Origin of the sequence: Nocardioides scoriae (genome assembly GCF_900104965.1) — a bacterium.
GTDB classification, from domain to species: Bacteria; Actinomycetota; Actinomycetes; order Propionibacteriales; family Nocardioidaceae; genus Marmoricola; species Marmoricola scoriae.
Window position 1 is genome coordinate 3,245,194 of the sequence record NZ_LT629757.1, and the last position, 19,162, is coordinate 3,264,355.

Sequence of the window (19,162 nt, forward strand, 5' to 3'; positions counted from 1 at the left end):
TAGAGTTGCGACTCCCCCTTTTCGGTCATCTCCCCTGGAGGCACCGCGTTGAACAGTGACGTGGCCGCGCGCGAGGTCGCGCGCGAGCAGGCATACGTCGACACCGTCTACGCCCAGATGGAGAAGGCCGCGGCGTCCGCGCAGCAGCTGGCCCAGGAGGGCCTCGAACGCGGTCGGATCGGCAACGAGGGCGGCCTCGTCGAGCGCGACGCGATGGTCTTCCAGGCGGCCCGCCGGATGGCCACGCTCGACGCCGCCCACGAGGGCCTGGTCTTCGGCCGGCTCGACCTGCGCACCGAGCTCGACGCCCCGCCGCGCTACATCGGGCGCATCGGCCTGCGCGACGACGCCTACGACACGCTGCTCATCGACTGGCGCGCCCCGGCCGCCGCGGTGTTCTACCAGGCCACCCAGCACGACCCCCAGGGCGTCGTGCGCCGCCGGATCCTGCGGTCCAAGGGCGTGAAGGTGCTCGGCGTCGAGGACGACCTGCTCGACGCCGAGGCCGAGACCGACCTGCCGATCGTCGGGGAGGGCGCCCTGCTGGCGCAGCTCTCGCGCGCCCGCGACCGCTCCATGCACTCCATCGTCGCGACCATCCAGGCCGAGCAGGACAAGGCCATCCGGGCCCCGCAGAAGGGCGTCGTGTCGATCTCCGGCGGCCCCGGCACCGGCAAGACGGTCGTGGCGCTGCACCGCGCGGCGTACCTCCTCTACGGCGACCGGCGCCGCTACGAGCGCGGCGGCGTGCTCGTGGTCGGCCCGTCGGGCGTCTTCATGCGCTACATCGAGCGGGTGCTGCCCTCGCTGGGCGAGACCGCGGTCGCGCTGCGCTCCCTCGGCGAGGTCGTCGACGGGCTGCGGGCCACCCGTCGCGAGGAGCCGTCCGTGGCCGAGGTGAAGGGCTCGGCCGCGATGGCCGAGGTGCTGCGGCGCCTGGCGCGCCAGGCGGTGCCCGACGCCCCGACCGAGTTCCGCGTGTTCTACCGCGACGACAACCTCGTCCTCGGGCGTCGCGAGCTGGCCCAGATCCGCCGCCAGCTCCTCGGCATGGGCCACCGCAACCGCTCCACCACCAAGGTGGCCTCGACGCTCATCGACGCCCTGTGGCGCCGCGTCCGCAGCGAGCGGGCGCGCGAGCGCACCAAGGAGGACTTCGTCGAGGAGATGCGGGGCCGCGACGACTTCCTGGCCTTCGCCTCCGCCTGGTGGCCGGTGCTCGACGCCCCGACCGTGCTCGGCTGGCTGCGCGACCCCGAGCTGCTGGCCCGGGTCGGCGAGGGCGTCCTCGACGACGAGGCCGTGCGGGTGCTCTCCAAGTCGTGGGGCTCCACCGACCCCGGCGTCGAGGCCCCCGCGCTCTCGGTCGACGACGTGCCGCTGGTCGACGAGCTGCGCTACCTGCTCGGCGACCCGCCGATCGTCAACACCGGCTCGGTCGACGACGAGTGGCTCAGCGCCGCCGACTCCTCGCTGGTCGAGGTCACCACCGCCTCCGAGCGGGAGTACGCCGGCCACCGCAGCTGGACCCCGCCCACCAACCGGGTCGAGGACGACGGCTTCGCCCACGTGCTCGTCGACGAGGCCCAGGACCTCACCCCGATGCAGTGGCGCATGGTCGGTCGCCGCGGCCGCACCGCCACCTGGACGATCGTCGGCGACGCCGCCCAGTCGTCGTGGCCGGTGCCCGAGGAGGCCCGTCGCGCCCGCGCCGAGGCGCTCGGCGACAAGCAGGTCCACGATTTCCACCTGTCGACCAACTACCGCAACTCCTCGGAGATCTACGACTTCGCCGCGGCGTACGCCGAGCGGGTCGGCCTCGACGCCGACCTGCCCGACGCGGTCCGGTCGACCGGCGTACCCCCGCTGGAGCTGGCCGTCGACGACCTCGAGACCGCCGTCCACGAGCAGCTGGCCGACCTGGCCGGCTCCCTGGAGGGCACCGTCGGGGTCGTAGTGCCCGCCGCCCGGCTCGGCGAGGTCCGCCGCTGGCTGGCGTCCTGGCCGGAGTTCGCCGGCGAGTCCGGCAGCCCCGACAGCCGCATCGTCGTCCTCCCCGGCCTCGACACCAAGGGGCTGGAGTTCGACGGCATCGTCGTCGTGCAGCCCCAGGAGATCGAGGACGAGGCCTCCACCGGCCGCGCCACCCTCTACGTCGTCTACACCCGTGCCACCCAGCGGATGGTCACCCTCACGGCCCGGTAGGTGCCCGAGCGATCCCCGAGCGGGCGATCGTCGTACGCCGGGGAACGCCGAGCGGGCGTTCGTCGTACGCCGGGGAACACCGAGCGGGCACTTGTCGCACGCCTCGGCAGCCCGGCCCGTGCTGCAGTCGCCCGGTCGGCGACGCACGGCGTGCTGCGATCGCCCGGTCGGCGGCCCGGGGCGTGCTGCGATCGCCCGCTCGGCGGCCCGGGGCGTGCTGCGATCGCCCGCTCGGCGGCGCACGGCGTGCTGCGATCGCCCGCTCGGCGGCCCGGGGCGTGCCGCGATCGCCCGGTCGGCGGGGGCGGGGTCGGGCGCAGGTAGCGTTCGGCCCATGTCTGCGCCGATCGACGCCCGTGCCGCTCTCGAGGAGCTGCTGGGGCACGAGGCGTGGGCGGTGGTCCGGATCCGGGAGAGCAGCACGGTCACGCTGGTCGGCGGGCCGGTGAGCCACCTGGCGACGCTGCGCGACGTCCCGCTCGAGGAGGGGCCGCCGGAGCCGGGGCGCCGCTTCGACCGGCTGGTGGCGGTGCCGTTCCGCCAGGTCGCCGAGCGCGGGTTCACCGCGCACGACGACGGGACCCCGCTGGCCGTGGTCGAGGTGGTCACCGAGCGCGAGGTGCCGTACGACGACCTGGTCGCCGCCCTGCCCGACGTCGCACTCGACTTCGAGGACGAGGGCGGGTTCGAGACCTCCGACGAGGCGTACGCCGAGATGGTGGACGCGATCATCCGCGACGAGATCGGCCAGGGGGAGGGCGCCAACCTGGTCGTCGGCCGCCACTACCGGGCGACGCTGCGCGACTGGGACCACACCCGGGCGCTGAGCGTGCTGCGCCGGCTGCTCACCCAGGAGCGGGGCGCCTACTGGACCTACGCGTTCTGGACCGGCGACCGCTTCCTCATCGGGGCCTCGCCCGAGCGCCACGTGAGCGTCCACGGCGGCGACGTCCGGATGAACCCCATCTCCGGCACCTTCCGGCTGGGCGGGGCCGCCACGGGCACGCCCGGCCAGCCGTCCGGGCTGGCAGAGCTCAAGCCGCGGCTGCTGGAGTTCCTGGCCGACGAGAAGGAGATCTTCGAGCTCTTCATGGTCGTCGACGAGGAGCTGAAGATGATGTGCGACATCTGCCACGAGGGCGGCCAGGTGCTCGGGCCCTTCCTCAAGCCGATGACCCACCTCGTCCACACCGAGTACCTCCTGGCCGGCCGCACCCGCGCCGACGTCCGCGACGTGCTGCGCGACACCATGTTCGCCGCGACCGTGACCGGCGCCCCCGTCGAGAACGCCTGCCGGCTGATCCACCGCTACGAGTCCGAGGGCCGCGGCTACTACGCCGGCGCGCTGGCGCTCATCGGCCGCGACCCCGACGGCGCCCCGACCGCCGACTCGCCGATCGTGATCCGCACCGCCGACGTCAGCCCCGAGGGCCACCTCAAGGTGACGGCCGGCGCCACGCTGGTGCGCGACTCCGACCCCCACTACGAGGTCGCCGAGACGGTGGCCAAGGCCGGCGGCATCCTGTCGGCCTTCGGGCTGGTCCCGGGCGCGACGGCCACGCCGACCGACGTCGCCGACCTGATCGCCGACGAGGACGTGCTGATCGCCCTCGGCTCGCGCAACCAGCGGCTCGCGAAGTTCTGGCTGACCGACCAGTCGGGTGCCGCCGCGGCCCCGTCGCTGCGGGGCAAGCGGATCGTCATCCTCCACGGCGAGGACGACTTCGTGAACATGCTGGCCCACGTCTTCTCGGTGCTGGGGATGACCTCGACCGTGGTCCGCCACGAGGACTACCGCCGCGGTGCCTTCGACGGCGCCGACCTGGTCGTGGTGGGTCCCGGACCGGGTGACCCCCGCGACCACGGGCACCCGAAGATCGCGGCCTACCGCCGGGCCGTCGGCGACCTGCTCGAGACCGAGCAGCCGTTCCTCGCGGTGTGCCTGGGCCACCAGGTGCTGTGCGACGTGCTCGGGCTGCCGCTCGGGTTCAAGGACATCGTCTTCCAGGGCACCCAGTCCTCGGTCGAGATCGACGGCCGGGTGGAGCCGGTGGGCTTCTACAACACCTTCGTCGCGCGTCCCGGCGAGCAGCTGCCCGACGGCGTGCGCGTCCAGGCCGACCCGGCCACCGGCGACGTCCACCAGGTCGAGGGGGCGCACTTCCGCGGCGTGCAGTTCCACGCCGAGTCGATCCTCACCGAGAACGGCTTCGCGCTGCTGCGCACCCTGCTGCTGGACCTGCTGGGGGAGTAGGAGCCCGTGGCCGCGCCCGACGTGCTCGTCGTGGACCACTACGACTCCTACACCTGGAACCTCGTCCACCTCGTCGCCGCCGTGACGGGCGTGCTGCCCACGGTCGTGGAGCACGACGCCCCGGGCACGCTGGAGCGCGCGGCCGCCGCCGACCACGTGGTGCTCTCGCCCGGCCCCGGCCACCCCGCGGACGCGCACGACTTCGCGCTCGGCCGCGACGTGTTCGCGCTCGGCCGGCCGGTGCTCGGGGTGTGCCTGGGCATGCAGGCGCTGGTCACGGCGCACGGCGGCACGGTCGCGCGCGTCGAGCCCGCCCACGGCGAGCTGGCGGTGGTGCACCACGACGGCACCGGTCTGTTCGCCGGGGTGCCGGACCCGTTCGAGGCGGTGCGCTACCACTCGCTGGCGGCGGTCGACCTCGGGCCGGTGCTGGTGCGCACGGCCCACGACGGGCCGAGCGGCGTCGTCATGGCCGTGGCCCATCCCGACCTGCCGCTCGTGGGCGTGCAGTTCCACCCGGAGTCGGTGCTCTCGACGCACGGCGAGCAGCTGGTCCGGAACTTCCTCGCGGGCTGAGCCTCAGGTCCGGCAGGGCTGCGAGCCGAGCTTGGCCAGCCCGGTCAGGTCGCCGTGGCCGAGCTGCAGGGTGCCGCCGGCCTCGCCGTTCATGATCTCCTCGGTGCTCGCGACGTGGTCCAGCCCCAGCACGTGGCCGAGCTCGTGGAGCACCACGGCCCGCATCAGCCCGGTCTCGCCCCGGTCGTGCAGCAGGGCGAAGTACGACGCGCTCAGCGTCACCTCGCCGGTGCGGAACCACGCCCGCGTGCCCTCCAGCTCCGACCAGCTGCTGCCGCCCAGGCCGGCCACCCCCTCGGTCATGCGGGTGGTCTCGTCGGCCGTGGAGAACGACACCAGGACGGGACCGGTCCGACGTCCGGGAGCGGGCCGCTGCGACCGGAGCCCGCCCCAGGCGAAGCGGAACGCCGAGACCTGCTCGAGGTCGCGCAGCGCGTCGCGCACCAGGGCCTCGGCGCCGGGCGGCGCGTCGTAGGGGTTGAGCACCACCTCGATCGGACGGCAGTGGTCCCAGGTGACCGGGACGCCCGCGTCGTAGGTCTGGGTGCTGAGGAAGGAGTAGCTGCCGTCCTCGTAGAACGTGGGCCGGTCGGGCAGCGGCTCGAGCCGGTCCGAGCACCGACCCGCGAGCGCGGCCACGACGACCAGCACCGACACCGCCCGGACCACCTGCACCCGCCGTCGCGGTCGCGGGCGCGTGAGACGCTGCGCCGGGACGAGGGCGGGGCTGGGGTGCACCGTCCGATGGTGCCCAACCGGACCGGGCAGAGGGAGCAGAACGGACGAAATGGTCACCGACGACGTCGTGGAGGTGGTCCGAGCGGGCCTGCGTCGCAACGACCGGGTGTTCTGGCTCGACGGCGGCGGCGCCCGCGACTGGTCCGGTCGGCGGTCGCTGGTCGGCGTGCTGGACGCCGACGACGTCTCCCTGACCTACGACGCGGGCCGGCGCGAGGTGGTCCGCCACCGGGGCGCGCGCTCGCAGGTGGTGGGCGACGACGTCTTCGCCGTGCTCGAGGCCGAGGTGGCGCGCGACGCCGGCGACCCGGACGTGCACTGGGTCGGCGTGCTGGGGTACGCCGCCCGGCCCGACCTGCCCGCCCGCCCCTGGGGCCTGGGCCCCGACGCGGTGTGGATGCGCACCCGCCGGATCTCGTTCTTCGACCACCCCCGTGCGCCCGGCGACGGCGTCACGGCCACGACCGGGCCCGTCCAGGGCGACACGGGCACGCCCCCCGGGTGGTACGCCGCCGCCTTCGCCGAGGTCCAGGAGCGGCTGCACGCCGGCGACTCCTACGAGGTCAACCTGACCTACCGCGAGCGCGTCGAGCGCGACGCGACGGACCCGCTCGCGACGTACCTCCGGCTGCGCCGTCGCAACCCCGCGCCGTACGCCGGCCTGCTGAGCCACCGCGGCACCCACCTGCTCAGCAGCTCGCCCGAGCGCTACGCCACGATCGGGCGCGACCGCACCGTCGAGACCCGCCCGATCAAGGGCACCACCGCGCGGGCCGCCGACCGGGGCGAGGACGAGGCGGCCCGCGAGCGGCTGGCCACCGACGCCAAGTTCCGCTCCGAGAACCTCATGATCGTCGACCTGCTGCGCCACGACCTGGCCCAGGTCTGCGAGGTCGGCAGCGTGGCGGTGCCGAGCCTGATGGCGGTGGAGACCTACGCCAGCGTGCACCAGCTGGTCTCGACGGTCACCGGGCGGCTGCGCCACGACGTCGGCACGGTCGCCGCCCTGCGCGCGCTGTTCCCGGCCGGATCGATGACCGGTGCGCCGAAGCGCCGCACGATGGAGGTCGTCGACGCGGTCGAGGCCGAGCCGCGGGGGCTCTACGCCGGCGCCCTGGGCTGGATCAGCGCCGACGGCCGCGCCGACCTCGGCGTCGTGATCCGCTCGCTGTACGCCGCCCCCGGCACCCCCTGGCTGCTGGGCACCGGCGGCGGCATCACCGTGCGCTCGGAGGTCGCCGAGGAGTGGGCCGAGACCCGGTGGAAGGCCGAGCGGCTGCTGGCCAGCGTGCGGGGGCGGTAGTCCGCGACGTCCGGCAGTTCGTCAGGGGCTGCGGTGGTGCCGATCGTCGTGGACCATCGGGAGCATGCCGACCGACACGACCGACACGACCGAGCCAGGAGCCCCCGACCCCGACGTGCTGGAGGTGCGCCAGGAGGTCGCAGCCGGGCCCGCCCGGGTGCACGCCGCGTGGACCGACCCCGCCGAGCTGGCCCGGTGGTGGTGGCCGCAGCTGCCCGGGACGACGTACGACGTGGACGCGCGCGAGGGCGGCGACTACCGGATCCGCGCCGACCAGGCGGGGTTCGGGGTGCACGGCCGGTTCGTGGCCGTCGACCCACCGGACCGGCTGGAGCTGACGTGGGTCTGGGAGGACGGCTACGTCGACGGGCCGCCGGAGCGGGTGGAGGTGCTGTTCGCGGCGCACGACGGGGGCACGCGCGTCGTGGTGCGCCACCACCTGGCCGCCCCGGAGGCGGGCGAGGGCTACCGCCAGGGGTGGACCGACTGCCTGGTCCGCCTGGCCGACCACCTGGCCTGAGGCGCGGACCGGCCCCACGCAGGGGTCCCGCCCACGACGGGCCGACGCACCGAGCTCTCGGGTTCTCGGTGGCCGACCCGCCGCGGGCGGGACGGGTGGTGGCGCCGCCGACCCGGTCGGTCCGGGACCGGGGGGCGGCGCCACCGGCGGGCCCGCAGGGGGCGCGGGCCCGGGTCGGGGTGGTGCGGGGGCTAGCTGGTGGGCGTCCCGGCGTCGGAGCCGAGGGTGGCCCGGGTGGTGGAGGTCTGGCCGTCGCGGGTGTAGGTCAGGGTGACCTCGTCACCGGGCCGGTGGCCGCGGATGGTGGCCACCAGCGCCTCGGAGCCCTCGATCACCTGGTCGTCGACCTTGGTGATGACGTCGCCGTCGCGCAGGCCGGCCGACGCCCCGGCTCCGCCGCTCTCGACCTGGCTGACCAGGGCGCCCTGGGCGGGGCTGGTGGTGTTCTGGGTGGCGTCGCCGACCGAGACGCCCAGCCGGGCGTGGGTCGGCGTCTGGCCGTCGACGATCTGGTTGACGATCGGCAGCACCTCGTCGATCGGGATCGCGAAGCCCAGGCCGATGGAGCCGCCCTGGCTGCTCTGGCTCTGGCTGCTGGCCGTGCGGATCGAGGAGTTGATGCCGACCACGCGGCCCGACATGTCGACCAGCGGGCCGCCCGAGTTGCCGGGGTTGATGGCGGCGTCGGTCTGGACCGCGGGGTACGTCGTGGACAGCGCCTGGCCCTGGTCGCCCTCGGTCGTGCCGACCGAGACCGGCCGGTTGAGCGCGCTCACGATGCCCGAGGTGACGGTGGCGTTGAGGCCGAAGGGCGAGCCGATCGCGACCACGGTCTGGCCGACGTCGAGCGCCCCGGACCTGCCGATCGAGGCGGGGGTCAGGTCGCTGACGCCCTCGACCTTGATGACGGCGATGTCGACGAGCGGGTCGGTGCCGACCACGGTCGCGCGCTTGGTGGTGCCGTCGTTGAAGCTGACGCTGATCGACTCGTCGCCGCCCACGCCGGAGACGACGTGGTTGTTGGTGAGGATCTCGCCGTCCTTGCTCAGCACGATGCCCGAGCCGGAGCCCGCGCCGTCCTGGCCGGCGACGTTGACCTTGACGACCGAGGGCAGCACCGTGGAGGCGACCTTCTCGACCGTCCCGTCCTCGACGGCCGCGGTCTTGGTGGCCTCGAAGTCGCCGGCCGAGGACGTCGTGCCGGTGCCGCCGTCGTCGGCGAGCGCGCCGTACAGCGCCGCGCCGCCCACGCCCGCGCCGCCGCCGACCAGCAGCGCCCCGACCATGACCGCCGCGGCGAAGCGGCGGTTGCGGGGGGCGGTGGTGGTCGCGACGGGGGCGTGCTGGCCCTGCCAGATCGGGGGCTGCTGCGCACCGGGGTCGCCGTAGGACTGCTGCCAGGGGGCGGGGTACGGCGGGAGCGGGCGGGTCTCCTCGCCGGAGCCCGTCGACGGGCCCGGCTGGAAAGACGGCTGAGCACCCGGCTGGGCACCCTGGGTCGGACCCTGCCAGGAGGCGGGGTCGTGCGGGTCGCGGTCGTTCTCGGTCATGCCACGAGTCTGTGGGCGGGACCTGAGAGCGCGCTTGGAGCGGGCTACGGCCTGGCCAAGACCTGGGCGGCGGACTCGGGGGGCGCCATCGTGCCGGGGACGCTCAGCCAGAACGCCGCGCCACCGTCGGGACCGCTGCCGGCCGTGACCGTGCCGCCGTGGCGGTCGGCCACCGCGCGCACGATGGACAGGCCGAGGCCCGAGCCGGGCATGGTGCGCGACTCGGCCGAGCGGTAGAACCGCTCGAACACGTGGGGCAGGTCGGCGGCCGAGATGCCGGGACCATCGTCGGTGACGATGACGGTGCCGTGGTCCATCTCGACGGTGACGGTGCCGCCCTCGGGGCTCCACTTGGCCGCGTTGTCGAGCAGGTTGGTCACGGCCCGCTCCAGGGCGGCGGCGTCGCCGGTGACCCACCAGGGCTGGGTGCGGACCTCGAAGCCCACGGTGGTGGTGCGGCGGCGTACCCGCGTGACGGCCTGGGACACCACGGCGGCCAGCTCCACGGCCTCGACGGCCGGGGTGGCGGGGTCCTCGCGGGCCAGCTCGGTGAGGTCGCCGATGAGGGTCGTCATCTCGGCGATCTGGGCGCGGACGTCGCTCAGCAGCTCCTGGCGCATCTCGGGGCTGAGGTGGGCCGAGGTGTCGGCCTGGGCGAGCAGGTCGAGGTTGGTGCGCAGCGAGGTCAGCGGGGTGCGCAGCTCGTGGCCGGCGTCGGCGACGAGCTGGCGCTGCCGGGTCTGGGAGGCCGAGAGCGCGGTCAGCATCGAGTTGAACGCGACCGCGAGCCGAGCGACCTCGTCGTTGCCCTCGATGCTGATCGGGTTGAGCCGCTCGGTGCGCGCGATCTGCTCCACGGCGGTGGTGAGGCGACGCACGGGGCGCAGGCCGTTGCGGGCCACGGCCCAGCCGGCGAGACCGGCGGTGACCATGCCGGCGAACCCGAACAGCAGCATCACCAGGCCGAGCCGGTCGAGCATCCGGTCGGTGGGCTGCAGCGACTGCGCCAGGATCAGCGCCTGGCCGGGCTGCGCGGGGACGGCGACCACGCGGTAGCGCTGCTTCTCGATCATCACCGTGCGCGCCGACCACGACGCCTTGCCCAGCGCGACCTGCGCCTCGGGGGTGTAGCGGTCGGCGGTGTTGCTCTGCCCGCCGTTCTCCGAGACGCTGCCGCTGGTCGTGTTGAGGAACAGGATCTTGACGTCGGCCGCGCCCAGCGCCCAGGTCGGGACCTGCTGCTGCTGCAGCGCCTGCAGGGTGTCGATGTGGGCGACGCCGGCGGCCCGCTGCCGCAGCGACTCGTCGAGGCTGTCCAGGCTCTGCATCCGCACCGTGGCGTACGCCGCGAAGGCCACCCCGGTCACCGCGAGGCCGACCGCGATCGTGGTCAGCAGGGTGACCCGGCTGGCCAGCGACCGTCGGTAGCGCAGCGGGACGAGGAAGCTCATCGCGGCCCGGAGCTCACGACTCGCGCAGGACGTAGCCGACGCCGCGCACGGTGTGCAGCAGCCGCGGCTCGTCGTCGGCCTCGGTCTTGCGGCGCAGGTAGCCGACGTACACCTCGAGGCTGTTGGCGGTCGTGGGGAAGTCGAAGCCCCAGACCTCCTCGAGGATGAACGACCGCTCCAGGACGCGCCGCGGGCGGCGCATGAACAGCTCGAGCAGGGCGAACTCGGTGCGGGTCAGCTCGATGAGGCGGTCGCCGCGGCGTACCTCCCGGGAGGCGAGGTCCATCCGCAGGTCGGAGAACGCCAGCTGCTCGTCGGGGTCGCCCTCGACGGGCGTGACGCGGCGCAGCAGCGCCCGGAGCCGGGCCAGCAGCTCCTCGAGCGCGAACGGCTTGGTGAGGTAGTCGTCGGCCCCCGCGTCGAGCCCCTCCACCCGGTCGCCCACGGCGTCGCGCGCGGTGAGGACCAGGATCGGCACGCTGTTGCCGACCTTGCGCAGCGCCCGGGTCGTCTCGAGCCCGTCGAGCCGCGGCATCATCACGTCCATCACGACGGCGTCGGGGTTGACCCCGCTGATCCCGGCCAGGGCCTCGGCCCCGTCGGAGGCCGTCGAGACCTGGTAGCCGTTGAACTCCAGCGAGCGCCGCAGCGACTCGCGGACCGCTCGGTCGTCCTCGACGACGAGCACGTGCTGACGGCCACCCTGGGCGCTGGGATCCGAGCTCACCGCCCCAGGTTGCCACCACGGCCTGAGGGATGGCTGAGATGGCGGGCGTGTGGCTCCCGGTTTCCCAAGGGCCCTTGGGAAACCGTCACTCCCCCGGGTTCGCGTCGGCCGGGGAGCAGCGGTTTCCCAAGGGCCCCTGGGAAACCGTCACCGCAACCGCCGCGCCAGCTCCCCCGCCCGCCGGCCGTACGCCGACCCGAACATCGCGGCGTGGACGAGCACGGGGAAGAGCTGGTGGAGCGGCTGGCGGTCCTGCCAGCCGTCGGCGAGGGGGCGCTCCTCGTCGTAGGCGTCGACGAGCCGCTGCAGGTGAGGCAGCCCGAAGAGCGCCAGCATCGCGAGGTCGGTCTCGCGGTGGCCGCCGTGGGCCGCCGGGTCGACCAGGACGGCGCCGTCGTGGCCCCACACGACGTTGCCCGACCAGAGGTCGCCGTGGAGCCGGGCGGGTGGCTCGTCGGGGCCGGCGAGCGAGGTGAGGCGGCGCACGACGTCCTCCACCGCGGTCGCGTCCTCCCGGTCGACGTGGCCCCGGTCGACGGCGAGCTTGAGGTAGGGCAGCACCCGGCGGGTGGCGTAGAACTCCGGCCAGCTCGGCGCGGTCCGGTTGGGCAGCGGGAGGGAGCCCACGAAGCCGTCCTGCTCCGCGCCGTACGCCGCCGCTCCGCCGGCGTGCAGCCGGGCCAGCCCGCGCCCGAGGTCGGCCGCCGCCTCGGGGGAGGGGCGGGTGGGCTCGATCCAGCCGATCACCAGGCAGTCGGCCTCGACGGCGAGCACCTCGGCGACCGGCACCACGCCGGGCTCGGCCAGCCAGCGCAGCCCTCGGGCCTCGGCCTCGAAGAAGCCGGCGGGGGCGCCGGGGCGCGACTTGACCAGGGCGGAGCTGCCGTCGGCGAGGCGGACGCGGGTCGCCACGCAGATGTCGCCGCCGGCGACCGGGCTGGTGGCCACGACGGGCCTGCCGAGCAGCTGCTCGACCCGCTCGGCGGTGCCGCGCATGCGTGCCATCACCCCAGCCTGCCGTCGCCGTGCCGTCCAGACCAGCGGAGCGGTGGCGGATCACCGTCAGGTGCGGAGCTCCTCGGGCCGCACCGGACCCCGTCCGAGGTGCGCGAGCAGCCGCTCCGCCGGCCCGGCCCCGGGCGTGACCGGGAGCGCCGGACCGAAGCGCCGCGGTCGGTCCTCGGGGCCGACCAGGCTCAGCGCCACCGGGAGCAGCCGGGCGGCGAGCGGCTCCGGCAGGGGCGTCGCGTCGCCGACGGCCACGCCCACGTCCCACCCGTGGGCGGTCACCTCCACGGCCCCGACCAGGGCGACGGTGTCGCGGTCGAGCGCAAGCGTCCCGACCTCGACGGGGCCGCCACCGGGTCGGGCCGACCAGGCCGCGCGGGTGGCGCAGGCGCGGCGCACCACGCGGTCGACCAGCTCGGAGGTGGTCGCCGCGGGCGGCGCGGCCCCGGGGTCGACGCCGACGCGGCCCAGCGAGGCCGCCTCGGCCAGCGCGGCCAGGGAGTCGTCCATGTGGACGAGCAGCGCCCGCAGGTCCCAGCCGGGACAGGGAGTGGGCGCGGTCGGGGAGGTGTCCCGGGCGCGCTCGAGCCGGCCGTGGGTCCAGTCCAGGGCAGCGTCGAACGCAGCCACCGCGACGGGTGGCGCGAGCACGGGACTACCCGGCCTGGTGCGAGGCCGGCAGCGAGGACGGCAGCCCGAACAGCTCGAACAGGCCCTCCTCGAAGAACGCCACCACGTGCTGCACCCGTCCGTCGACGATCTGCAGCACCTGCAGCTGGAAGGGCACGAAGGAGCCGTCGGGCACCCGCATGTAGAGGCCGTACGCCGGCTGGCCGTTGGCCGACGTGCGCACCATCGGCATGTCGTGGCGCTGGCCGGGGCAGTTGTGCTCGATCAGCTCGGCGATGGTCTGCGAGCCCTGGTACCACGCGGTGAACGGCGGCATCTCCCACACGGCGTCGTGCGCCAGCATCGTCACCAGGGCGTCCATGTCCTTGGCCCAGAAGGCCCGCACGTAGCGCTCCAGCATCGCCTCGTGCTCGGGGCTCAGGTCGTCCTCGACGGTGCCCTCGCTCAGCTGCTTCTCCGCCAGCTGGGCGTGGGCCCGCTGCAGGGCGCTGTTGACCGCGGCGGCCGTGGTGTCGAGGGCGGTCGCGGTCTCCTTGGCGCTCCACCGCAGCACGTCGCGCAGCACCAGCACCGCGCGCTGGCGCGGGGGCAGGTGCTGCAGCGCGGCGACAAAGGCCAGCCGGATCGCGTCGCGGTTGCCGACGACCTGGGCCGGGTCGACGTTGGCCACGTCGACCATCACGTCCGGCACCGGCTGCAGCCACGGCACCTCGGTCGCCTCGACGAGCTCGTCGCGGGCCTGGGCGTCGGGCATCCCCAGGCCGGTCGGGAGCGGCCGCCGGCCCTTGCTCTCGAGGTTGGTCAGGCAGACGTTGGTGGCGATCCGGTAGAGCCAGGTCCGCACGCTGGAGCGACCCTCGAAGTCGTCGAAGGCCTTCCAGGCCCGCAGGTAGGTCTCCTGGACCATGTCCTCGGCGTCGTACACCGACCCGGTCATCCGGTAGCAGTGCGCGGTCAGCTCGCGGCGGTAGCGGTCGGCCACCTCGGGGAACTCCGCCCCCTCGGGGGCCGCCGGGCTGCCCTCCGCGGCCGCGCGCGGCGCGGGGATCTCGGGTGCGTCGGTCTGGGTCATGGGTCCTCCTCGCGAGGGTTGCTCACTCTAGGCGGAGGAGGAGACCCCGCGGCACCCCCGAAGTCATCGGTCAGGCAGGTCGAGGGCCTCCAGACCGGCGAGGAGGCGGGCGCAGGAGCGCTCGACCATGCGGAGGACGTCGGTGAACCCGTCGGGGCCGCCGTAGTACGGGTCGGGCACGTCGAGGTCGCCCGTCTTCGCGAGCGGGTCGAAGGACCGCAGCAGCCGCACCCGCTCGCTCGCGCCGCGGCCGTCGCTGACCGCGTCGAGGTTGGCGGCGTCCATGGCCAGCACGAGGTCGTCCTCGAGCCACGAGGCGTCGAACTGCTGGGCGCGGTGGGCCGAGGGGTCGTAGTCCTCCGCCGCCAGCTCGGCCGCCGCCCGCGGGTCCATCGGCTCGCCCACGTGCCAGCCGCCGGTGCCGCTGGAGCGGACGGCGACCCGCCCGGCCAGGCCCGCGTCGTCGACCAGCCGGGTCATCACCACGTCGGCCATGGGGGAGCGGCAGATGTTGCCCAGGCACACGAACGAGATCCGGTACGGCGCGCCCCGCGGCGCCGGCAGCCGTGGCGGGCCCGCGGTGGACCCGCTCGGCGAACCGGCCTCGGAGGCGCTCACCGGCGTCGGTCGGGGTCGGGCAGCACGACGTCGAGCAGCAGCAGCGCGACCGAGATGACCACCGAGCCGAGCAGCGCGGTGACGAAGCCGTCGACCCGGAACCCCAGCCCCACGCCGTCGGCGATCGCGCTGGTCAGCAGCAGCATCGCGGCGTTGACCACGACCCAGAACAGCCCCAGAGTCAGGATGATGAGCGGCAGCGACAGCAGCCGCACCACCGGGCGGACCACGGCGTTGACCAGCCCGAAGATCGCCCCGACCACGACCAGCTCCAGCGCCAGTTCGCTGTCGGAGGAGGAGGCGAGGGTGATGCCGTCGAGCAGCCACACCGCCGCGCCCAGGGCCAGGGCGTTGCCGACCAGGAAGACGAGGATCCTCATGGCGGCAGCCTAGTGAGCCCGCCTCAGGTCGCCCGGCGCGCGACCTCGTCGCTCATCGAGGTCTGGGCGTCCTCGAGGTGGGCGGCGAGCTCGGCCACGGCCGCCTCGGTGTCGCCGGCCTCGAGCAGGTCGAGCAGGTGGGAGTGGGAGTGCACCTGCTCGGCGGCGTTGCCCCGGGCGCGGTCGACCTCGGCCAGGGCCAGGCGCACCTCGGCGTGCAGCCCGTCGACGAAGGCCAGCAACCGGGCCGAGCCCGCCAGCCCGGCGAGCGCCCGGTGGATCCGCAAGTGGGCGGCGACGAACTGGGCGGTGGTGCAGTCCGACCCGCGGAGCTCGGCGTACGCCGCCAGGGCGGACCGCAGCTCGTCCCGGGCCTCCTCGTCGGCGACCGCCCAGCGGCGCACGCCCGCGGTCTCGACGACCAGCCGGGCGCGGCACACGTCGGCGACCTGGGCGGCGTCGAGCCGGCGCACCTGGGTGCCGCGGTTGGGCAGCCGGTCGGCCAGGCCCTCGGCCACCAGCACGCCGAACGCCTCGCGGACCGTCGAGCGCGAGACCCCGAGGGCGGCGGCCAGCGCCACCTCGCGCAGCGGGGTGCCCGGCTCGATCTCACCCTCGAAGAGCGAGCGGCGCAGCTCCTCGGCGACCCGCTCCACCGTGGTCATCGGCTCGATGGAGAGGCCGGCGAAGGGCGGTGTGGCGGACATGACCCCTGATTGTCCGACAGTTCGTTGGCGAAAGACAGCCGCGTGCGGCACACTGGCCACAGATTGTCCGACAATCGGGCAATCGTGACGCACGACACGTCGTCGTCCGTCACCACGCCCTGACGGCTCCTCCCGAGAGATGGAGGACCAGAGCTGACCGAGGAGGTTCGCATGAGCACCCGACCCGCCCCCCTCGCGTGGGGCCGCCGCTACCTGGCGGTCTCGCCCGACCACTTCCGCGTCGACTACGCCATCAACCCGTTCATGCACCTTGACGACCAGCCCGACCCGGTCCGCACCCGCGAGCAGTGGGACGCCATGCTCGCCGCGATCGAGGCGGCCGGTGCCACCGTCGAGGTGCTGCCGCAGCTCGCCGAGGCGCCCGACATGGTCTACGCGATGAACCTCGGCCTCGCGCTGGAGCGCCCGACCGGTGAGGCCCACGTGGTGCTGTCCCACATGAGGTACGCCGAGCGCCGCATGGAGACCCCCGTCGCCGAGCGCTGGTTCGCCGACCACGGGGCGTCGGTGCAGCGCACCGGCCGCGACGGCGTCGGTGCCCACCTCGAGGCCGGGGACGCCTTCGCGTTCGGCGGCGAGCTGGTCGTCGGCTACGGCCCCCGCACCGAGGAGCTGGCCCTCAAGCACCTCGCCACCGAGCTCGGCGTCAGCGTCCGGGGCTTCCGGATCGTGCACCCGGGGATGTACCACATGGACCTCGGCTTCTGCCCCCTCGACGAGACCCGCGCGATGGTCTGCCCCGCGGCGTACGACGACGCCTCGGCCGCCGCGCTGCTCGACCTCGTGCCCGAGCCGCTCGTGCTGAGCGAGGAGGAGGCGATGACGTTCTGCGCCAACTCCGTGGTCGTGGGCCGCACCGTCGTGATGCCCGCCTGCCCCGACCGGGTCCGCGCCCGGCTCGAGGAGTGGGGCTTCGAGGTCGTGGTCGTCGAGGTCGGCGAGTTCCTCAAGGGGGGCGGCGCGATCCGGTGCCTCACCAACCCGCTCGACGTCCGCCTCGGCCGCGACCTCGACCTGGTCCCCGGCGGCCGGGTCACCCTGGCCTGAGGCCCGGCCGACCCCAGCGGACCCCGTTCGACTCCTGCTGGCCCGCCGCGTGCGGCGGGGCGTCCTAGAGTCCTCGCGTGAGCACCGACACGCCCTCCTCGGCCCCCCGCCCCCGCGCGACGATCGCCGCCATCCCGGCGTACGTCGCCGGCAAGCCGCCCGTGCCGCGACCCGGCCAGCAGGTCTTCAAGCTCTCCTCCAACGAGAACCCCTACCCGCCGCTGCCCGGCGTGGTCGAGGCCGCCGAGGCCGCCGTGCAGCGGATGAACCGCTACCCCGACATGGGCAACGGCGAGCTGTACGCCGCGCTCGCCGAGCGGCTCGGCGTGCGCCCCGAGCAGCTGGCCGCCGGGACCGGGTCGGTGGCCGTGCTCTACCACCTGCTGCAGGCCTTCTGCGAGCCCGGCGACGAGGTCGTCTACGCCTGGCGCTCCTTCGAGGCCTACCCGATCGCGGTCTCGGCCAACGGCGCCACCTCGGTGCGCGTGCCGGTCGGGCCCGACGGCCGCCACGACCTCGACGCGATGGCCTCCGCGATCACCGACCGGACCCGGGTGGTGGTCGTGTGCACGCCCAACAACCCCACCGGCACGGCCGTCAGCGACGCCGAGCTGCGGGCCTTCGTCGACCGGGTGCCGGCGCACGTGCTGGTGGTGGTCGACGAGGCCTACCGCGAGTTCGTCCGCGCCGAGGACCCGGTCGACGCCCTCGCCCTGGCGGCCGCCCACCCCAACGTCGCGGTGATGCGGACCTTCGCCAAGGCCTACGGCCTGGCCGGCTTCCGGGTGGGCTACCTCGTGGCCGACCCGGTCGTCGCGGGCGCCGTGCGCGCGTGCGCCCTGCCCTTCGGCGTCTCCACCGTCGCCCAGGCCGCGGCGGTCGCCTCCCTCGACGCGGAGGCCGCACTGCTGGAGCGCGTCGACGCGCTGGTCGAGGAGCGCGACCGGGTCGTCGCGACCCTGACCGACCTGGGCTGGCAGGTGCCCGAGGCCCAGGGCAACTTCGTCTGGTTGCCGCTGGGCGACCGGGCGCTCGACTTCGCCGCGGAGGCGGACCGCGCCGGCATCTCGGTGCGCCCCTTCGCCGGCGACGGCGTCCGGGTCAGCATCGGCGAGCCCGAGGGCAACGACGTCTTCCTCGAGGTGGCCGCCTCCTGGGTCCGGGGTGGCGGCGACGGCGAGGGCACGGCCTGAGCGGACGAAACGGGCGCTCTGGTCCGGCGAAACTGCCCGCTGAACCCGACATGTCGCCCACCCGCGGGCAGTTTCCCCGGTCGACCGGGGAAACTGCCCCGACCACCGCCCCCACCCGTTGAACGTTGTCCCATCCGGGAACATGGGCGTCATGAGCGAGGACAGCGCGAACGACAGCGCGAACGACGGCGCGGACGACAGCGGCACCGACACGAGCGGGAGCTACGTGGAGGAGGGCAAGTCCTTCGACCGCGACATGAACTACATCCCGGACCGCATCGTGCGCGAGCCGGAGGAGGGGGCCGACCCGCCGCAGTGGCCGGTCGAGCCGGGCCGCTACCGCCTGGTCGCCGCCAAGGCGTGCCCGTGGGCCAACCGCGCCATCATCGTGCGCGAGCTGCTCGGCCTCGAGGAGGTCATCTCGCTCGGGCTGGCCGGGCCGGTGCACGACAAGCGCAGCTGGACCTTCGACCTCGACCCCGACGGCGTCGACCCGGTGCTCGGCGTCGAGCGGCTGCAGCAGTCCTACTTCGCGCGCTACCCCGACTACCCCCGCGGCATCACGGTGCCGGCGATGGTCGACGTGCCGACGGGGCAGGTCGTGACCAACGACTTCCCGTGGATCACCCACGACCTGTTCTTCGAGTGGCGCGAGCACCACAAGCCGGGGGCGCCCGACCTGTGGCCGGCCGACGTCCGCGAGGAGATGGACGAGGTGATGCAGCGCGTGTTCACCGAGGTCAACAACGGTGTCTACCGCTGCGGGTTCGCCGGCTCGCAGGAGGCGTACGACGAGGCCTACGACCGGCTCTGGACCGCGCTGGACTGGCTGGAGGAGCGGCTGGCCGACCGTCGCTACCTGATGGGGTCGACGATCACCGAGGCCGACGTGCGCCTGTTCACGACTCTCGCGCGCTTCGACGCCGTCTACCACGGCCACTTCAAGTGCAACCGGCAGAAGCTGGTCGAGCTGCCGCACCTGTGGGGCTACGCCCGCGACCTGTTCCAGACGCCCGGGTTCGGCTCCAACACCGACTTCGAGCAGATCAAGCAGCACTACTACGTCGTGCAGACCGACGTGAACCCCAGCCAGGTCGTGCCCCAGGGTCCGGACCTGTCCGGCTGGACCACGCCCCACGGTCGCGAGCAGCTGGGCTGAGCC

18 protein-coding genes are annotated in these 19,162 nt (G+C 74.3%); 8 read left to right on the forward strand and 10 right to left on the reverse strand.

Annotation, left to right across the window (positions count from 1 at the left end):
• The first annotated feature begins 48 nt into the window (after positions 1 to 48).
• From BLU55_RS15370 to BLU55_RS15380, 3 genes are all read left to right on the forward strand, one after another.
• Entirely contained in the window at positions 49 to 2,205 is a 2,157-nt protein-coding gene (locus BLU55_RS15370; RefSeq protein ID WP_172833923.1) for a HelD family protein, read from the forward strand.
• Between the two features lie 334 nt (positions 2,206 to 2,539).
• Positions 2,540 to 4,459 (forward strand): anthranilate synthase family protein, encoded by a 1,920-nt coding sequence (locus BLU55_RS15375; protein WP_091731441.1) that lies wholly within the window; start codon positions 2,540 to 2,542, stop codon positions 4,457 to 4,459.
• 6 nt (positions 4,460 to 4,465) lie between these two features.
• Positions 4,466 to 5,035: an anthranilate synthase component II gene (locus BLU55_RS15380; protein ID WP_091731445.1), complete on the forward strand. Its 570-nt coding sequence runs from the start codon at positions 4,466 to 4,468 to the stop codon at positions 5,033 to 5,035.
• Between the two features lie 3 nt (positions 5,036 to 5,038).
• Here the strand turns inward: BLU55_RS15380 and BLU55_RS15385 are convergent, their stop codons facing one another.
• Positions 5,039 to 5,773: a matrixin family metalloprotease gene (locus tag BLU55_RS15385; protein ID WP_157682903.1), complete on the reverse strand. Its 735-nt coding sequence runs from the start codon at positions 5,771 to 5,773 to the stop codon at positions 5,039 to 5,041.
• 49 nt (positions 5,774 to 5,822) lie between these two features.
• Between BLU55_RS15385 and BLU55_RS15390 the strand changes: the two genes are divergently transcribed.
• Together BLU55_RS15390 and BLU55_RS15395 are read left to right on the forward strand one after the other, a co-directional pair.
• Entirely contained in the window at positions 5,823 to 7,076 is a 1,254-nt protein-coding gene (locus tag BLU55_RS15390; protein WP_091731450.1) for an anthranilate synthase component I family protein, read from the forward strand.
• Positions 7,077 to 7,140: 64 nt separating this feature from the next.
• Complete coding sequence (locus tag BLU55_RS15395; RefSeq protein ID WP_091731453.1) at positions 7,141 to 7,596, forward strand: SRPBCC family protein; 456 nt, start codon at positions 7,141 to 7,143, stop codon at positions 7,594 to 7,596.
• Positions 7,597 to 7,787: 191 nt separating this feature from the next.
• Here the strand turns inward: BLU55_RS15395 and BLU55_RS15400 are convergent, their stop codons facing one another.
• From BLU55_RS15400 to BLU55_RS15440, 9 genes are all read right to left on the reverse strand, one after another.
• Entirely contained in the window at positions 7,788 to 9,146 is a 1,359-nt protein-coding gene (locus tag BLU55_RS15400) for a S1C family serine protease (protein WP_091731456.1), read from the reverse strand.
• A 44-nt stretch (positions 9,147 to 9,190) separates the two neighbouring features.
• The gene (locus BLU55_RS15405) at positions 9,191 to 10,597 is read right to left on the reverse strand and encodes a sensor histidine kinase (RefSeq protein WP_091731459.1); all 1,407 of its coding nucleotides are present in this window, start codon (positions 10,595 to 10,597) and stop codon (positions 9,191 to 9,193) included.
• Positions 10,598 to 10,610: 13 nt separating this feature from the next.
• Positions 10,611 to 11,324 carry a response regulator transcription factor gene (locus BLU55_RS15410; RefSeq protein WP_091731461.1) on the reverse strand — a complete coding sequence of 238 codons (714 nt, stop codon included), beginning with the start codon at positions 11,322 to 11,324 and terminating at the stop codon, positions 10,611 to 10,613.
• Between the two features lie 147 nt (positions 11,325 to 11,471).
• Complete coding sequence (locus tag BLU55_RS15415) at positions 11,472 to 12,329, reverse strand: fructosamine kinase family protein (protein ID WP_091731464.1); 858 nt, start codon at positions 12,327 to 12,329, stop codon at positions 11,472 to 11,474.
• A 57-nt stretch (positions 12,330 to 12,386) separates the two neighbouring features.
• Positions 12,387 to 12,983, reverse strand: a complete 597-nt coding sequence (locus BLU55_RS15420; RefSeq protein WP_197681015.1) for a TIGR03086 family metal-binding protein — start codon at positions 12,981 to 12,983, stop codon at positions 12,387 to 12,389.
• 4 nt (positions 12,984 to 12,987) lie between these two features.
• Positions 12,988 to 14,034, reverse strand: a complete 1,047-nt coding sequence (locus tag BLU55_RS15425) for a sigma-70 family RNA polymerase sigma factor (protein WP_091731466.1) — start codon at positions 14,032 to 14,034, stop codon at positions 12,988 to 12,990.
• A 63-nt stretch (positions 14,035 to 14,097) separates the two neighbouring features.
• Positions 14,098 to 14,652: a low molecular weight protein-tyrosine-phosphatase gene (locus BLU55_RS15430; protein ID WP_231916905.1), complete on the reverse strand. Its 555-nt coding sequence runs from the start codon at positions 14,650 to 14,652 to the stop codon at positions 14,098 to 14,100.
• Positions 14,649 to 15,032 carry a phage holin family protein gene (locus BLU55_RS15435; protein WP_091731469.1) on the reverse strand — a complete coding sequence of 128 codons (384 nt, stop codon included), beginning with the start codon at positions 15,030 to 15,032 and terminating at the stop codon, positions 14,649 to 14,651. The genes BLU55_RS15430 and BLU55_RS15435 overlap by 4 nt, the downstream gene beginning before the upstream one ends.
• Before the next feature lie 23 nt (positions 15,033 to 15,055).
• Positions 15,056 to 15,739: a GntR family transcriptional regulator gene (locus BLU55_RS15440; protein ID WP_091731472.1), complete on the reverse strand. Its 684-nt coding sequence runs from the start codon at positions 15,737 to 15,739 to the stop codon at positions 15,056 to 15,058.
• Between the two features lie 171 nt (positions 15,740 to 15,910).
• On the opposite strand from BLU55_RS15440, the gene BLU55_RS15445 reads away from it, so the two are divergent.
• The 3 genes from BLU55_RS15445 to BLU55_RS15455 all read left to right on the forward strand — a co-directional run bounded on the left by BLU55_RS15445 (position 15,911) and on the right by BLU55_RS15455 (position 19,159).
• Positions 15,911 to 16,807 (forward strand): dimethylarginine dimethylaminohydrolase family protein, encoded by an 897-nt coding sequence (locus BLU55_RS15445; protein ID WP_091731475.1) that lies wholly within the window; start codon positions 15,911 to 15,913, stop codon positions 16,805 to 16,807.
• A 77-nt stretch (positions 16,808 to 16,884) separates the two neighbouring features.
• Positions 16,885 to 18,000 (forward strand): histidinol-phosphate transaminase, encoded by a 1,116-nt coding sequence (gene hisC, locus BLU55_RS15450; protein ID WP_091731477.1) that lies wholly within the window; start codon positions 16,885 to 16,887, stop codon positions 17,998 to 18,000.
• Positions 18,001 to 18,151: 151 nt separating this feature from the next.
• Complete coding sequence (locus tag BLU55_RS15455) at positions 18,152 to 19,159, forward strand: glutathione S-transferase family protein (RefSeq protein ID WP_091734062.1); 1,008 nt, start codon at positions 18,152 to 18,154, stop codon at positions 19,157 to 19,159.
• Positions 19,160 to 19,162: the final 3 nt, after the last annotated feature.

Excerpts from the sequence above, each read along its gene's own strand:
- BLU55_RS15405 (WP_091731459.1), bottom strand. The coding sequence starts at position 10,597 with ATGAGCTTCCTCGTCCCGCTGCGCTACCGACGGTCGCTGGCCAGCCGG.
- BLU55_RS15455 (WP_091734062.1), top strand. The coding sequence starts at position 18,152 with ATGAGCGAGGACAGCGCGAACGACAGCGCGAACGACGGCGCGGACGAC.
- BLU55_RS15425 (WP_091731466.1), bottom strand. The coding sequence starts at position 14,034 with ATGACCCAGACCGACGCACCCGAGATCCCCGCGCCGCGCGCGGCCGCG.
- BLU55_RS15445 (WP_091731475.1), top strand. The coding sequence starts at position 15,911 with ATGAGCACCCGACCCGCCCCCCTCGCGTGGGGCCGCCGCTACCTGGCG.
- BLU55_RS15400 (WP_091731456.1), bottom strand. The coding sequence starts at position 9,146 with ATGACCGAGAACGACCGCGACCCGCACGACCCCGCCTCCTGGCAGGGT.
- BLU55_RS15435 (WP_091731469.1), bottom strand. The coding sequence starts at position 15,032 with ATGAGGATCCTCGTCTTCCTGGTCGGCAACGCCCTGGCCCTGGGCGCG.
- BLU55_RS15390 (WP_091731450.1), top strand. The coding sequence starts at position 5,823 with ATGGTCACCGACGACGTCGTGGAGGTGGTCCGAGCGGGCCTGCGTCGC.
- BLU55_RS15395 (WP_091731453.1), top strand. The coding sequence starts at position 7,141 with ATGCCGACCGACACGACCGACACGACCGAGCCAGGAGCCCCCGACCCC.
- BLU55_RS15440 (WP_091731472.1), bottom strand. The coding sequence starts at position 15,739 with ATGTCCGCCACACCGCCCTTCGCCGGCCTCTCCATCGAGCCGATGACC.
- BLU55_RS15415 (WP_091731464.1), bottom strand. The coding sequence starts at position 12,329 with ATGGCACGCATGCGCGGCACCGCCGAGCGGGTCGAGCAGCTGCTCGGC.
- BLU55_RS15375 (WP_091731441.1), top strand. The coding sequence starts at position 2,540 with ATGTCTGCGCCGATCGACGCCCGTGCCGCTCTCGAGGAGCTGCTGGGG.